The sequence below is a fragment of the Mesorhizobium dulcispinae genome, assembly GCF_033977345.1.
Lineage (GTDB): Bacteria > Pseudomonadota > Alphaproteobacteria > Rhizobiales > Rhizobiaceae > Mesorhizobium > Mesorhizobium dulcispinae.
Map to the genome: position 1 here is coordinate 226,013 of NZ_JAVIIY010000010.1, position 15,394 is coordinate 241,406.

The 15,394-nt window shown below is 64.4% G+C and carries 13 protein-coding genes; 7 read left to right on the plus strand and 6 right to left on the minus strand.

Annotated elements, in window-relative coordinates:
- Nucleotides 1-212: 212 nt before the first annotated feature.
- The 3 genes from RFN30_RS22100 to RFN30_RS22110 all read right to left on the minus strand — a co-directional run bounded on the left by RFN30_RS22100 (nt 213) and on the right by RFN30_RS22110 (nt 3,496).
- Nucleotides 213-917, minus strand: a complete 705-nt coding sequence (locus tag RFN30_RS22100) for an RNA polymerase sigma factor (RefSeq protein WP_320264203.1) — start codon at nt 915-917, stop codon at nt 213-215.
- Nucleotides 918-1,006: 89 nt separating this feature from the next.
- The gene (locus tag RFN30_RS22105; protein WP_320264204.1) at nt 1,007-2,092 is read right to left on the minus strand and encodes an HPP family protein; all 1,086 of its coding nucleotides are present in this window, start codon (nt 2,090-2,092) and stop codon (nt 1,007-1,009) included.
- A gap of 234 nt (nt 2,093-2,326) precedes the next feature.
- Complete coding sequence (locus RFN30_RS22110; protein WP_320264205.1) at nt 2,327-3,496, minus strand: cystathionine beta-lyase; 1,170 nt, start codon at nt 3,494-3,496, stop codon at nt 2,327-2,329.
- 559 nt (nt 3,497-4,055) lie between these two features.
- Here RFN30_RS22110 and RFN30_RS22115 point away from each other — a divergent pair.
- The 5 genes from RFN30_RS22115 to RFN30_RS22135 all read left to right on the plus strand — a co-directional run bounded on the left by RFN30_RS22115 (nt 4,056) and on the right by RFN30_RS22135 (nt 9,161).
- Entirely contained in the window at nt 4,056-5,084 is a 1,029-nt protein-coding gene (locus RFN30_RS22115; protein ID WP_320264206.1) for an amino acid ABC transporter substrate-binding protein, read from the plus strand.
- 64 nt (nt 5,085-5,148) lie between these two features.
- Complete coding sequence (locus RFN30_RS22120; protein ID WP_320264207.1) at nt 5,149-6,336, plus strand: amino acid ABC transporter permease; 1,188 nt, start codon at nt 5,149-5,151, stop codon at nt 6,334-6,336.
- Nucleotides 6,337-6,340: 4 nt separating this feature from the next.
- Nucleotides 6,341-7,498, plus strand: a complete 1,158-nt coding sequence (locus tag RFN30_RS22125; protein WP_320264208.1) for an amino acid ABC transporter permease — start codon at nt 6,341-6,343, stop codon at nt 7,496-7,498.
- A gap of 76 nt (nt 7,499-7,574) precedes the next feature.
- On the plus strand, nt 7,575-8,378 hold the full coding sequence (locus RFN30_RS22130) for an amino acid ABC transporter ATP-binding protein (RefSeq protein ID WP_126084530.1): 804 nt from the start codon (nt 7,575-7,577) through the stop codon (nt 8,376-8,378).
- Nucleotides 8,379-8,492: 114 nt separating this feature from the next.
- Nucleotides 8,493-9,161 (plus strand): TIGR02117 family protein, encoded by a 669-nt coding sequence (locus RFN30_RS22135; RefSeq protein WP_320264209.1) that lies wholly within the window; start codon nt 8,493-8,495, stop codon nt 9,159-9,161.
- A 245-nt stretch (nt 9,162-9,406) separates the two neighbouring features.
- On the opposite strand, the gene RFN30_RS22140 is transcribed toward RFN30_RS22135, so the two are convergent.
- Together RFN30_RS22140 and RFN30_RS22145 are read right to left on the minus strand one after the other, a co-directional pair.
- On the minus strand, nt 9,407-10,642 hold the full coding sequence (locus RFN30_RS22140; RefSeq protein WP_320264210.1) for an FAD-dependent monooxygenase: 1,236 nt from the start codon (nt 10,640-10,642) through the stop codon (nt 9,407-9,409).
- 30 nt (nt 10,643-10,672) lie between these two features.
- Nucleotides 10,673-10,918, minus strand: coding sequence for a zinc-finger domain-containing protein (locus RFN30_RS22145; protein ID WP_320264211.1), 246 nt, complete (start codon nt 10,916-10,918; stop codon nt 10,673-10,675).
- Between the two features lie 222 nt (nt 10,919-11,140).
- On the opposite strand from RFN30_RS22145, the gene RFN30_RS22150 reads away from it, so the two are divergent.
- The gene (locus tag RFN30_RS22150) at nt 11,141-13,336 is read left to right on the plus strand and encodes an RNA degradosome polyphosphate kinase (RefSeq protein ID WP_320264212.1); all 2,196 of its coding nucleotides are present in this window, start codon (nt 11,141-11,143) and stop codon (nt 13,334-13,336) included.
- On the plus strand, nt 13,333-14,868 hold the full coding sequence (ppx, locus tag RFN30_RS22155) for an exopolyphosphatase (RefSeq protein ID WP_320264213.1): 1,536 nt from the start codon (nt 13,333-13,335) through the stop codon (nt 14,866-14,868). The genes RFN30_RS22150 and ppx overlap by 4 nt, the downstream gene beginning before the upstream one ends.
- A 3-nt stretch (nt 14,869-14,871) precedes the next feature.
- Here the strand turns inward: ppx and RFN30_RS22160 are convergent, their stop codons facing one another.
- A complete protein-coding gene (locus RFN30_RS22160; RefSeq protein ID WP_320264214.1) occupies nt 14,872-15,294 on the minus strand; it encodes a DoxX family protein in 423 nt (140 codons plus the stop codon).
- Nucleotides 15,295-15,394 lie beyond the last annotated feature (100 nt).

The following is a 15,394-nucleotide window of genomic DNA, read 5'->3' on the forward strand; positions in this document are numbered from 1 at the left end:
TCGAGTTCCGTCACACCCCCCTCTGGCCTGCCGGCCATCTCCCCCGCAAGGGGGGAGATTATTGGCTTCGTCGCCGGCGCCCTTCTTACAACGTTGATGGTTGGCGAAAGCGGACGTGACATCCGATCTCCCCCCTTGCGGGGGAGATGTCCGGCAGGACAGAGGGGAGTGCTGTCCCTCGGCGTATCGGGGTCAAGCCCGAAACGACGAATTCAATCGCCGAACCCCAGCCTCTTCATCACCGCCTCCGTCAGCCGCTCGCAGCGCCGACCGGCGAACGGAAAAGCGTCGAGCAGCACCGGGCCGATCTCATCGTCCAGCGCCTTGCGCACCAGGCTACGCGCTCGGTGCAGCCTGGTCTTTACCGTCTCCGGCCTGATGCCGAGCAGGTCGGCCGTCTCCTCGATGCTCAGGCCCTCGATGACGCGGGCGACGAAGACGGTGCGATAGACATCGGGAAGGCTGTCGGTCGCCCGTTCGACAAGCCTGAGGATCTGCCGCTGCGCCATCGTCCGCTCCGGATCGTCGCCAGGGTTCAAGTCGCTTGGGTTCAGGGGAAACCGGATGATCTGCGCTTCCGGATTTTCAGGCATCGCTACGATGCGCTTTTTCTTGCGCAGCCGGCCGAGCGCCTCGTTGATGACGATGCGCGTGAGCCAGGTTGCCAAAGAGGCGTCGCCGCGAAAGGCATCGAGGCTGGCGAAGGCGCGCATATAGGCTTCCTGCACGATGTCTTCGGCCTCGGCGTCGTTGCGCACCACGCCGCGCGCTATGCGGTAGAGCCGCTGGTTGTGCGTCTTGATGATCGAGCGGAAGGCGCCCGCTTCCCGCGCAAGCGCACGGCGCACCAGCGCCATGTCGCTTGCGATAGCGTCCGCCGCCGAAATCGCGGCGGCCTGCAGTGCGGACTGTCTCATCGCGTCCCGATCTCCCGACGGGCGTTGCATCCGATAGTTGGACGCGCCTGCCGGCAAAAGGTTCCCGGACTTTCCGGATCCAGCCGGCGCTATGCTACAGCTTTCAACTGCGGCCTGTCTGCAGCCTGTGCGCGGGCGGCGGCGGCCAAAAGGTCGGTCTGGGTGATCAGGCCGAGAATATGCCGCCCGGCGTCGACAATCACCACGGCGTGGCTGCGCCCGTCGGTCAGCGCCGGCAGCAGGCTCATCGCCGGCGTCTCGGGCGAGGCGGTGCCGGCCTTCGACATCACACCCTTTACCGTGTCGGTCGTTCCCGTCAGCTCGCGCAGGCCGACGGCGCCGACCAGCTTCGCCTCGGCGTCCACCACCGGCAAGGTGCGGATGTTGTGGTCGAGAAGCTGCTTGCGCGCCTCCTCGGCGGTGGCGTTCTCCGGCACCGAGATCACGTCGCGGGACATGATGTCCTGGCAGAGCAGCGTGCGGTGTGCGCGCACCGTCGCCTGCAGCTCGACCTGGCGCAGCAGCCTTTCGATGTCGTCGCGGTCGATGTCGAAGGTTTCGTCGAGCGCTGCAAGCGCGGCATCGACATCCTCGGGCCGGAAGCCGACCCGCTCCGTCGGCGGTCGGTCGGCGGTGCCGTGGCTGTTGGCCACGGGCACGTGCACATGCGGATAGTTGCGCCGCGACAGCTTGTGGAACAGGAAACCGAGCGTGACCAATATGATAGAGTTCAGCGCCACGGGCACGAATGGAAACAGGAAGCCGGCGCTGATCACGGCCGGTCCGCCGAGGACGCCGGTGAGCGCCGCGGCGCCGCCCGGCGGATGCAGCGAGCGCGTGAACGACATGGCGGCGATCGCCAGCGCCACCGCCAGCCCGGAGGCGATCACCGGGTTGTGCACGAAATGCGCCACCGTGACGCCGACCAGCGCCGAGATCGTATTGCCGCCGATGATCGACCAGGGCTGCGCCAGCGGGCTCGAGGGCACGGCAAAGAGCAGCACCGCCGAAGCGCCCATCGGCGCCACCAGCATCGCCACATGCGGGCCGCTGCCCATGGCGAGCCCGCTGATCACCCCGGTCAGCGCGATGCCGATCGTGGCGCCGATGCAGGCGGCAAGCCGTTCGCGCAGCGTCGCGCCGGCAAGGATCGGAACGAAAAGGCGAAACGCCATGGCGGGCCCCAGGTCGAATAGCTGGAATTATCGAATGGGTGGAATCTGCGCTGCTCGCAATGCCGCCGAAGCCACGGATTTGGAAGCCAAGCCAATCCGTATATTCGCGGCTGTGGAGAATATTATTGCGCGAAGAGGTCGCGTCGGCATGCCGCCAGCGGCCTCGGCTTACTCATTCGCGCCAAAGCGTTACGGCCGTTTGCTGAATCGGTTGCTACGTGCCTGGCCTCGTACTCAGGCTTCGGCTGCCGCTTTGAGCCCGCGCAAAATGTCGGCCTTGAGGTCCTCGACGTCTTCCAGCCCGATCTGCAGGCGGATCAGCGGCCCCGAGTAAGAGCCCTTGGCGATGGTGCGGTCGCCGAGGAAGACCGGCACCGCAAGGCTCTCATAGCCGCCCCAGGAATAGCCGAGGCCGAAGATGGTCAGCGCGTCGAGGAAGGCGTGCTGCTGTTTCTGCCCACCTCCGTTCAGCACGATCGAGAAGACGCCGCTCGAGCCGCAGAAATCGCGCTTCCAGAGCGCGTGGTCGGGGTGGCTCTCCAGCGCCGGATGCAGCACCTGCGCCACGCCCGGCTGCCCCTCCAGCCAGCGCGCGATTTCAAGCGCGCTCCTCTGGTGGTGTTCGAGTCTCACACCCATGGTGCGCAGGCCGCGCAACGTCTGGTAGACGTCGTCCGGGCCAGAGCAGCAGCCCAGCGTGCAGAAGCCTTCATAGAGCTTCTTCCAGCAGGCCTCGTTGGCGGACACCAGGCCGAGCAGCACGTCGGAATGGCCGGCCGGGTATTTCGTCGCCGCATGGATGGAGATGTCGACGCCGTAGTCGAGCGGCTTGAAGTAGAGCGGCGTCGCCCAGGTGTTGTCCATCATGACGATGGCGTTTGCGGCATGCGCCGCCTTGGCGATAGCCGGAATGTCCTGCACCTCATAGGTGTTCGATCCTGGCGATTCCGTCAACACCACCTTGGTGTTGGGCTTGATCAGCGATGAGATGCCGGCGCCGATGCGCGGATCGTAATATTCGATCTCGACGCCGAGCCGCTTCAGCATGGTGTCGGCGAAATTCCGTGTCGGGTGATAGACGGAATCGACGATCAGCAGATGGTCGCCGGCCGAGGCGAAGGTAAGCAGGGGAATCGTCACCGCGGCCAGACCCGACGGCACCGCGATCGTGCCGGCCGAGCCTTCGAGCGCGTCGACGGCGAGCGTGAGCGCATCCATGGTCGGCGTGCCGCGCGTGCCATAGGTGTATTTCTGATTGCGCGAGGCCATCGTGGCGGCGTCGGGATAGAGAACCGTCGAGGCATGCACGACCGGCGGATTGACGAATCCGAAATAGTCGAGCGGCTTGTTGCCGGAATGGGCAAGCCGCGTGTTGATGCCGATATCGCTGCCGTCTGTCGCCATGGTTCGTCGCCTGTCGTAGTGTGTCAGGAGGCCAGCCATAAAGCGGCGGAACTGGCCGCGCAACTGCTGCCGACCCGCCAAGCGGCGGTGTTTGGATGGGCCAAGTAGAAGATCGCCAGCCTGTCGTTTGCACCCTTGCACGCCTCTGGCGAAGGTGCGCCGAACGCGGTTTGGCGCACCTTCCTGCGCCCATGAATCATGCCAGTCCTCCCATCGGAGGCGACAGTAGTAACCGGCAGGAGGTCACGTAACGTTCAAACTTTCCGCGACGCCTGACTTGCCGGTTCCGATTGCAGCTCTTGACCAATTCGCAGGCGCTTTTGGCTGCAATTCGAGCACTTGTGGCAATCCGTTTTCAATCGTGTCGCAATTCGGTCATTTCCCTTGACCTCACAGGAATAATCGCCTTCGATGCGTTTCGTGAATGGGAGGCAGTGCATCGGCAACGATGCGGGTCCTGGAGAGGGCCGTTAAGTGGGAGCTGCATTCACACGCGGAAAAGATCAGGGGCTGCCTGGGAAGCAGGGGCGCCTGTAAAACAGAAAAGGGTCTGTGGGTCATGAAACACATTGCAATCGGCATTCTCGGCGCCGCCGCGCTCGGATTTATGGCGTCGGCAGCCTCGGCCGGCACGCTGGATACCGTGAAGCAGAAGGGCTTCATCCAGTGCGGCGTCTCGACCGGCCTCGCCGGCTTCTCGGCGCCGGACGACAAGGGTGAATGGCAGGGCATCGATGCCGACTTCTGCCGCGCCGTCGCGGCCGCTGTCTTCGGCGACGGCACCAAGGTCAAGTTCACCCCGCTCAGCGCCAAGGAACGCTTCACCGCGCTGCAGTCGGGCGAGGTCGACATCCTCTCGCGCAACACGACCTGGACGATCAACCGCGACACCGCGCTCGGCCTGAACTTCGTCGGCGTGACCTACTATGACGGCCAGGGCTTCATGATCAACGCCAAGAAGCTGCCGGGCGTGAACTCGGCGCTGCAGCTTTCGGGCGCCGCCGTCTGCGTGCAGACCGGCACCACGACCGAGCTCAACCTTGCCGACTACTTCAAGTCGAACAAGATGGAGTACAACCCCGTCGTGTTCGAGAAGCTGGAAGAGGTCAACGCCGCCTATGACGCCGGCCGCTGCGACGTCTACACCACCGACCAGTCGGGCCTCTACGGTATCCGCCTGACGCTGGGCTCGCCGGCCGACCATGTGGTGCTGCCCGAGATCATCTCCAAGGAACCGCTCGGACCGGCCGTGCGCCAGGGCGACGACCAGTGGTATCACATCGTCAAGTGGACCTACTTCGCGCTGCTCGACGCCGAGGAGCTCGGCATCACCAAGGCCAATGTCGATGAGATGAAGAACTCGGACAATCCCGAGATCAAGCGCGTGCTCGGCCAGGAGGCCGACACCAAGATCGGCACCGATCTCGGCGTCTCCAACGACTGGGTCGTCAACATCGTCAAGGCCGTCGGCAACTACGGCGAAGTATTCGAGCGCAACGTCGGCTCCGGCAGCCCGCTCAAGATCGCGCGCGGCATCAACGCGCTGTGGACCAAGGGCGGCCTGCAATACGCTCCGCCGATCCGCTGACCGAAACGTGATCCGGGAGGCAGGTCGACCTGCCTCCCGGTTTCTCTTTCCAGGGGATGGTCGCATGGCATCGCAGGAAATCCTTCGCGAGGAGCCGAGCCGCGGCTCCTTCATCAATGACCCGAAAATACGCAGCCTCTTCTTTCAGACGCTGGTCATCGTCTTGCTGTTCGGCTCGGTCTGGTGGATCGTGCAGAACGTTATCGACAATCTGGCCCGCCTGCACATCGCCTCAGGCTTTGGCTTCCTCAGGGGGCGCGCCGGCTTCGATATCTCGGACACACCGATCGCCTACACGTCGGACTCGACCTATTTCCGCGCCATCCTCGTCGGCCTGATCAACACGATCATCGTCGCGGTTGCCGGCATCATCACCGCCACCATCATCGGCTTCATCATTGGCGTTGGTCGCCTGTCGCAGAACTGGCTGATCCGCAAGATCTGCACCGTCTATATCGAGATCTTCCGCAACATCCCGCCGCTGCTGGTCATCTTCTTCTGGTATTCAGGCGTGCTGGCCGTCCTGCCTCCGCCGCGCGAGAGCTTCCACCTGCCGTTCGGCTCTTTCCTCAACCAGCGCGGATTCTATTTCCCGCGCGCCATCTGGGGTGATGGCTCCTGGTTGATCCTGGTTGCTTTCCTCGTCGCGCTCGCCATGGCCTGGTTTGTCGCCCACAGGGCGCGCCAGCGCCAGATGGCGACCGGCCAGCAGTTTCCCGTGTTCTGGACTTCGGTCGGGCTGATCGTCGGCCTGCCGGTGCTTGCCTTCCTGTTCGCCGGCATGCCGCTCACCTTCGATCTGCCGAAGCAGTCGACCTTCAATCTGACCGGCGGCTTCCAGGTCAAACCCGAGTTCCTGTCGCTCTATCTGGCGCTCTCCTGCTATACGGCGGCCTTCATCGCCGAGATCGTGCGCGCCGGCATCAGGGGTGTCAGCAAAGGCCAGACCGAGGCGGCCGGCGCCCTTGGTTTGCGCTCCGGCCCAATTCTGCGCCTGGTTGTGGTGCCGCAGGCGATGCGCATCGTCATTCCGCCGATGACCAGCCAGTATCTCAACCTGACCAAGAACTCGTCGCTTGCGATCGCCATCGGCTATCCGGACCTCACCGCCACCGCCGGCACGGTGCTCAACCAGACGGGGCAGGCGGTCGAGGGCGTGTTTATCATGATGAGTGCCTATCTGGTGCTGAGCCTCGTGACCTCCGCGGTCATGAATGTGGTCAACGCCAGAATGGCGCTGGTGGAGAGGTAGGGCCATGCAGGAACACGACATGTCCTGGGTGCGTACCGAAATGGCGCTGGCGCAGCCGGCGCCGCCCAGCGAGCGCGGCGCCTATGCCTGGGTGCGCAAGAACCTAATCGGTTCGGTAGGCGACACCATCCTCACCGTTCTCGGCATCGCCATTGTCCTCTGGGTGCTGCCGCAGGTCATCAACTGGGCCTTCATCAACGCGCAGTGGACCGGGCCCAACCGCACGGTCTGCGCCACGGTTTCGCAGGGCGGCATCCAGCCCGACGGCTGGAGCGGCGCCTGCTGGGCCTTCGTCAACGCCAAGTTTGGGCAGTTCATGTTCGGCACCTATCCGGTCGAGGAACGCTGGCGGCCGATCCTGGTCGCTATCCTGCTGGTGGTGCTTTTGGTGCCGATGCTGATTCCACGCGTGCCGCGCAAGGGACTGAACGCCATCCTGCTCTTCCTGGTGCTGCCGGTCGTGTCTTTCTTTCTCTTGTCCGGCGGCGCGTTCGGCCTCCCGGTTATCGAGACTTCGCGCTGGGGCGGGCTGCTGGTGACGCTCAGCCTCTCTTTCGTCGGTATCGCCGTGTCGCTGCCGCTCGGCACGGTGCTGGCGCTCGGCCGGCGTTCCAAGATGCCGATCGTCAAGATGCTGTGCGTGATTTTCATCGAGACGGTGCGCGGCATCCCGCTGATCACGGTGCTGTTTTTCGCCAGCGTCATGCTGCCGCTGTTCCTGCCGGCCGGCGTCACCTTCGACAAGTTCCTGCGGGCGCTGATCGGCGTGTCGCTGTTCGCCGCCGCCTATATGGCGGAAGTGGTGCGCGGCGGCCTGCAGGCGATCCCGAAGGGGCAGTATGAGGGTGCCGATTCGCTTGGCCTCGGCTATTGGCAGAAGATGGGTCTGATCGTGCTGCCGCAGGCGCTGAAGCTGGTCATCCCCGCCATCGTCAACACTTTCATCGGCATGTTCAAGGACACCAGCCTGGTGCTGATCATCTCGATCTTCGACCTTTTGGGCGTGGTCAAGCAGAACCTGTCCGACGCCAACTGGGCGACGCCGCAAACCGCGAAATCCGGTCTTGTGTTCGCCGCCTTCGTATTCTGGCTGTTCTGCTTCGGCATGTCGCGCTATTCAATGTACACCGAACGCCGGCTCGACACCGGCTACAAACGCTGATGCATGTCGCCCAAAAGTGTGTAGCGGTTTTTGGGGTAACGACATGCATCAAATACAACGATAAGGGGAATTTGCCATGAGCACCGAAAACGCCGTCAGCGCGGAAGACATCAAGGTCGATGCCAAGAAGATGCATGTCTCGACCACCGATGTCGCCATCGACATTGTCGGCATGCACAAATGGTACGGCGAGTTCCATGTGCTGAAGGACATCAACCTCAAGGTGATGCGCGGCGAGCGCATCGTCATCTGCGGTCCGTCCGGCTCCGGCAAGTCGACCATGATCCGCTGCATCAACCGGCTGGAAGAGCACCAGAAGGGCAAGATCATCGTCGACGGCAAGGAACTCACCAACGATCTGAAGAAGATCGACGAGGTGCGCCGCGAGGTCGGCATGGTGTTCCAGCACTTCAACCTCTTCCCGCACCTCACCATCCTGGAGAACTGCACGCTGGCGCCGATCTGGGTGCGCAAGACACCGAAGAAGCAGGCCGAGGAGATCGCCATGCATTTCCTCAAGCGCGTCAAGATTCCGGAGCAGGCCAACAAATATCCTGGACAGCTCTCCGGAGGCCAGCAGCAGCGCGTGGCGATCGCGCGCTCGCTGTGCATGAACCCGCGCATCATGCTGTTCGACGAGCCGACCTCGGCGCTCGACCCGGAAATGATCAAGGAAGTGCTGGAGACGATGGTCGGCCTTGCCGAAGAGGGCATGACGATGCTCTGCGTCACCCACGAGATGGGCTTTGCCCGCAAGGTCGCCAACCGGGTGATCTTCATGGATCAGGGCCAGATCGTCGAGCAGAACACGCCGGCCGAGTTCTTCGACCATCCGCGCCATGAGCGCACGAAGCTGTTCCTGTCGCAGATCCTGCACTGAGCGGATCGGATACCGATTTGCGAAGCCCGGCCGCGAAACGGCCGGGCATTTTTGTTTTTGGGTGATCGGCTAAAGGTTTCGCCGGTTTGAAACGCGACGGAATCGCTGCCGCCGATGAGAAAATTCCTGCGTTTCCTGATCACGCTGGTCGGCGCGGCAGCACTTGCCGCAGGGCTCGGCACACTGGTGCCGCGCCCGCTCTGGCCGTCGGCGATGGCCGCAGGCGAGGGCACCCGGCACATACTGGTGCTGAGGAACCCGATCCATACCGACATCGCGATACCGGTCGAAGACGGCGTGCGCCGGCGTTTCGGCTTCCTCGCCGATGCCGGCCTGCCGATTGATGCAGCGGCGGCGCGCTACCTCGTCTTCGGCTGGGGCGGCCGCGCCTTCTATCTGGAAACGCCGACCTGGTCGGAATTGAAGGCGGTGCCGGTGTTCGAGGCGCTGACTCTCGATGCCTCGGTCATGCATGTCGATGTCGCCGGTGCGATTGCCGAGCCGCATCCGGATGTCGCCGGGTTCGACATCGACGAGGCGCATTTTTCGGCGCTGCTCGATTACATTCAATCGAGTTTCCAGCAGGGGTCGAACGGGCCGATGGTCATCGACAACGCGGGCTATTCCAGCTTCGACCGCTTTTACGAAGCCAACGGCCACTTCAACGCGCTGGTCGGCTGCAACACCTGGACGGCGGCGGCGCTGCGCGCCGCCGGCCTGCGCACCGGCTGGTGGAACCCGCTGCCGGTGTCGCTGGGGTGGTCGATGAGGCTGTATAATTAGCTGGGTGCTTGCGGGAATTCGCCGACGTCGCGTTCCTTCTCGCCCCCCTCTGTCCTGCCGGACATCTCCCCCACAAGGGGGGAGATTGGCAGCTCTGGCGCCGGCGCTCATCATGCAACGTTGGTGATTTGCGAAAGCCGGCGCGACATCCGATCTCCCCCCTTGTGGGGGAGATGTCCGGCAGGACAGAGGGGGGCGCTGTCCCGCCAGCGTATCCAATTGGTCGGCCGCCTGCTAAAAAGCCTCTATCGCCTCACAACCTTCCGCTCCTCCCACCCATAAAGCCAGTCCAGATCCGCGGCGAGCTTCTCTGCCGGCCGCGTTGCCAGCACCAAATTGCGCGCGATCGCCACCGGACCCCAGGCATGCCAGGCAAGCCGGTTGAGCGCGCCTCGGCTGAGCACCTTCTCGATGCGCGGCCGCCTGAGGTTTTCCCAGATGGTGAGGCTCTGCCTTGGATCGGTGAGGATATCGACGACCAGATTGGCGAGCATCGCGGCGTCCTCGATCGCCATCGCAGCGCCCTGCGCCGCAAATGGCGTCATCGCGTGCGCCGCGTCGCCGATCAGGGCGATGCCTTCCGGCATCGTCCAGCGCCGCTGTTCGACCGTGTGGATCGGAAACGCCGTCCATGGGCCGGCCAAATCGACAAGTCTCGCCAGTTTGGGCGACGTGCCGCGCATGGCGCTGGCGAGAATTGCGGGATCGGCATGACCCGACCAGCCTTCGGCGATGCGCTCGCCCTTGGTGAAGGCGGCGAGGTTGAAGGCACTGCCCTTGCTCACCGGATAGGCGACCATATGGAAACCGGGATGGAGGAAAGTGGTGATGCAGTCGATCGCGCCGATCGCGGCGAAGGCTTCCCCGCCAGCGCTTTCCGCCGCCACCGTGGCGCGCCAGGCGAGCTCGCCGGAAAAGCGGCTTCTCGTGAAAGCGGGCTCCCTGCCGGCAAGTTGCGATCGAACCGACGACCAGACGCCGTCGGCGCCCACCAAAAGGTCCGCGGCAATCTCCGTGCTGCCGCCGTCTCTTTGCGCCGTGACGACGATATCTTGCGGCGCCACAGCAATGCCTGTAACCCGCGCTCCGGTGATGAGCTGGATCTCGGGGTGCTCCGCCATTCGCGCCGTCAGCGCCGCTTGCAGGTCGGCGCGGTGCGCCACGAGATAGGGCGCCCCCCAGCGGTCCTCGCCGGCCTGACCCAGCGGCACGCGCGCCAGCTCGCGCAAGGTTGCGGCGTCCTTCAGCACCACCGCTTCGGGCCTGATCGCGCTCAGCCGCAACCGGTCGAGTGCGCCGAGCTGGCGCAGGATGCGGGTTGCGTTGGGGGAAAGCTGGATGCCGGCGCCCGCCGCTTCGAGCTGCCTGGCCTGTTCCAGCACCGTGACGGCATGGGCGCGCCCGGCAAAGGCAAGAGCCGCCGTCAGCCCGGCGATGCCGGCCCCGGCAATGACCACCTGCCGGGACCGCGCCTCATTCATGATCTAGCAGTCGTCCAGGCGACGCGGGAATCAGGCGGCCTGGTCGACATAGAGGCAGCCGGCCGGCTCCGTTTCCGTCGCCTTCAGCTTCGGCGAATAGCGGTAGAGCGTCGAGCAATAAGGGCAGACCTTCTCATTGTCGTCGCCCATGTCGAGGAACACATGCGGATGATCGAAGGGCGGATTGGCGCCGGTGCACATGAATTCCTTCACGCCGATGTCGATCGCCTGATGGCCCGCGTCGTTCTGGAAATGGGGAATGGTACCGCCTGCCATCGTCGTCTCCTTCAGTTCGGCCCGTTTGCATCTGGATCATAACCGGCCAGTTTGCAAGATCGATGAAATGAAACTGTCGCAAAAGGCTGGCAAAGGATAAGTTGAGCCGGTTAAGCGCATGACCTTCCGCTCGGAAGGGATTCACGAGGGGATCGTGCGTCACAAAGAAGTGGTAGAGCGTCCATAGCGCGCTCCAAAAGGGACCGTTGCGGACAAGGAACCATGACCGAACTGAAGCCGATACAGAGCGAGTTCATCAACGTCGAGGTGGCCAGCCCGGATGGCGGCAATCCCGACCGCTTCGTCAACCGCGAGTTTTCCTGGCTGCAGTTCAACCGCCGCGTGCTCGAGGAATCGTTGAACGGGCATCACCCGCTGCTCGAGCGTGTCCGCTTCCTGTCGATTTCGGCCGCCAATCTCGACGAGTTCTTCATGGTCCGCGTCGCCGGCCTCGCCGGCCAGGTCCGCGAGGGCATCGCGCTGAAGAGCCCGGACGGCCGCACGCCCGAGCAGCAGCTCGAGCAATTGCTGCGCGAGGTTGAGCGCCTGCAGGAGGACCAGCAGAAGAGCCTGTCGACGCTGATGGAGCTGCTTAACAAGGAAGGCATCGAAAGCATCACCCGCGACGCGCTCACCAAGGACGAGCGGGCCTGGCTGGAGGAGCATTTCCAGGAACAGGTTTTCCCGGTGCTGACGCCGCTGTCGATCGATCCGGCGCACCCGTTCCCGTTCATCCCCAATCTCGGCTTCTCGATGGCGCTGCAACTGCGCCACCGCAAGAACGGCGAGGAGATGAGCGCGCTGCTGCGCCTGCCGGTGGCGCTGCGGCGCTTCATCCGTCTGCCCGACCGCAGGCATCTTGTGCGCTTCATCCCGCTGGAGGAAGCGGTCGGCCTTTATATCGGCAAGCTTTTCCCTGGGTATGAGGTCAAGGGCTCAGGCACGTTCCGCATCATCCGCGACAGCGATATCGAGGTGGAGGAAGAGTCGGAAGACCTCGTGCGCCTGTTCGAGACGGCGCTGAAGCGCCGCCGCCGCGGGTCTGTCATCCGCATCGAATTCGACACGCTGATGCCGGCCGAGCTGCGCGACTTCGTCGCCGGCGAGCTCGGCGTATCGTCAAGTCGCATCAGCGTGCTCACCGGCCCGCTGGCGCTCAACCAGATTTCCGAGATCGTCGCCATCCCGCGCGACGATCTCAAATTCACGCCCTACAATCCGCGTTTTCCCGAGCGCATCCGCGAGCACGGCGGCGACTGCTTGGCCGCCATCCGCGAGAAGGACATCATCGTCCACCACCCTTACGAATCCTTCGACGTCGTGGTGCAGTTCCTGCGCCAGGCGGCCGCCGATCCGGAAGTCGTCGCCATCAAGCAGACGCTCTACCGCACCTCGAACGACAGCCCGATCGTGCGCGCGCTGATCGACGCCGCCGAGGCCGGCAAGTCGGTCACGGCGCTCGTCGAGCTCAAGGCGCGCTTTGACGAGGAGGCCAACATCCGCTGGGCGCGTGACCTCGAGCGCGCCGGCGTCCAGGTCGTGTTCGGCTTCCTGGAGTTGAAGACCCACGCCAAGATGTCGCTGGTGGTGCGCCGCGAGGACGGCCGGCTGCGCAACTACGTGCATCTCGGCACCGGCAACTATCATCCGGTCACCGCCCGCATCTATACCGACCTGTCCTTCTTCACCACCGATCCGACGATCGCGCGCGATGTCGCGCAGGTCTTCAACTTCATCACCGGCTATGCCGAGCCCGCCGAGGAGATGCGTCTTGCGGTGTCGCCGTTCACGCTGCGCAACCGCATCCTGAGGCACATCTCCGAGGAGATCTCCTACGCGCGCGAGGGCAGGCCGGCCCGCATCTGGATGAAGATGAACGCGCTCGTCGACCCGATCATTATCGACGCGCTCTATGACGCCAGCCGCGCCGGCGTCGAGATCGACCTCGTGGTGCGCGGCATCTGCTGCCTCAGGCCGCAGGTGCCGGGCCTGTCCGAGAACATCAGGGTGAAGTCGATCGTCGGCCGCTTCCTCGAGCACAGCCGCATCTTCTGCTTCGGCAACGGCCACGGCCTGCCGTCGGACGAGGCGATCGTCTACATCTCCTCGGCCGACATGATGCCGCGCAATCTCGACCGCCGCGTCGAGACGCTGGTGCCGATCACCAATCCGACTGTGCATGAACAGGTGCTTGGCCAGATCATGCTCGGCAACATCATGGACAACCAGCAAAGTTTCGACGTATTGGCAGACGGGACCTCCCGTCGCGTCGTGCTGGAGGAGGGCGAGGAACCGTTCAACGCGCAGGAATATTTCATGACCAATCCGAGCCTTTCCGGACGGGGTGACGCGCTGAAATCGCATGCGCCCAGGCGCATTGCCCAGTTCAAGCGCCGTAAGAAGAACGGCGCCGCGTGATTTCAATCTCCCAGGGCCGGCTTCAGGACCGGCGGCCGCTGTCGATCATCGACATCGGATCGAACTCGATCCGCCTCGTCGTCTATGAAGGGCTGGCGCGCTCGCCGACGCTGCTGTTCAACGAAAAGATGCTGGCCGGCCTCGGCCGCGGCATCGTTTCGACGGGCAAGCTCGATCCCGAGGCGGTGACGCGCTCGATGGAAGAGTTCCGCCGCTTTCGCGCGCTTTCGGATCAAGCCGGCGCCGAGCACATGTATGTGCTGGCGACCGCGGCCGCCCGCGAGGCGGTCAACGGTCCGGATTTCATCCACCGCGCCGAGGATGTGCTGAAGACCGAGATCCGCGTGCTCTCCGGCCGGCAGGAGGCGCATTATTCGGCGCTCGGCGTCATCTCCGGCTTTTACCCGGCCAACGGCATCGCCGGCGACCTCGGCGGCGGCAGCCTGGAGCTCATCGACATCAACGGCGAAGCGATCGGCGACGGCATCACGCTGCCGCTCGGCGGCCTGCGGCTGCAGGACATGGCGAAGAATTCGCTCGTCCAGGCGCAGAAGATCGCGCGCCAGGAGCTGGCGCGGGCGAAGCTCCTGAAGGGCGGGCAGGGCAGGGTCTTCTACGCCGTCGGCGGCACCTGGCGAAACCTCGCGCGGCTCCACATGGAGATGACCAACTACCCGCTCGGCGTCATGCATCATTACGAGATATCGGCCGACAGTGCGCAGAGCTTCCTCAGGCAGGTGGCCAGGGGCGAAGTCGAGAAGGTCAAGGGCATCGAAGGCGTTTCCAAGAACCGCCGCTCGCTCCTGCCTTACGGCGCCGTCGTGCTGCAGGAGATCATGGCGGCCACGCAGCCCTCTAAGATCGTCGTCTCGGCGCAAGGCGTGCGCGAGGGCTTCCTCTATTCGCTGCTCGACGCCGCCGAGCAGAAGGCCGATCCGCTGATCTCGGCGGCGGAGGAGCTAGCGTTGCTGCGCTCGCGCTCCGTCCACCATGCGCACGACCTCGTCGAATGGACGGGCAAAGCCTTCAAGGCCTTCGGCATCGACGAGACGGTCGACGAGGCGCGCTACCGCCACGCCGCCTGCCTGCTTGCCGATATCGGCTGGCGCGCGCATCCCGAATATCGCGGCCGGCAGTCGCTCAACATCATCGCGCATGCCTCCTTCATCGGCGTCGATCATCCGGGCCGGGCCTTTCTGGCTTTGGCCAGCGCCTACCGCCATGACGGCGTCTTCAACGATGGCATCGCGCCCGAGATCAAGGCACTGGCGCCGCCGCGCGTGCTCGAGCGCGCCCGCGTGCTGGCGGCGATGATGCGTGTCGTCTACCTGCTGACGGCGGCGATGCCGGGCGTGATGCCGCGGGTGAAATGGGAAAGCCGCGGCAACGGCGCGCTGGCGCTGGTGCTGCCGGCCTCGCTTGCCGACCTCTACGGCGAACGCCCCGCCGGCCGGCTGGCGCAGCTCGCGCGCATCACCAACCGCCGGCTGATGCTGGCGGTGGAGGGCGGTCCGAGCGTGTCGGTGAAGTAGTCGTCAGGTCAGTTGCGCGTCGACATCGAAGCCGCGCCCATCGGCCGACCACGCGCCGGCGCCGGCCATGGCGAGCGCCAGGAAGCCGCCGGCAATCGCAATGTCCTTCATCAGCATCTGCTGGTGCATGAAGGCTAAAGTCGCATCGTCCGCCCCTTGGCCGTAATGGCCGATGAAGCCGGCGGCGATCGAGAAGGCGGCAAGCAGAAGTGCTGCGATCCGCGTCTGGAAGCCGACCAGGATGAGGAGCCCGGCGATCAGTTCGAACAGCCCGGTACCCCAGGCGGCAAGTGACGGCAGCGGCAGGCCGAGGCCGGCGAAATAGCTGGTCGTGCCGGCGATGTTGGTGAGCGCCTGGAAGCCCGAGGGCACGAACAGCGCGGCAAGCAGCAGTCGCGAGACGAGAAGCAATGCGTTGCGGGGCATTGGCCACCTCCTTGCCGGTACTCGGATTCGTACCGGCTTTCGGTGCAGTGTACGCCTGCAGTTGAGAAAACGAAAAAGCGGCGCGGAAAATTCCGCGCCG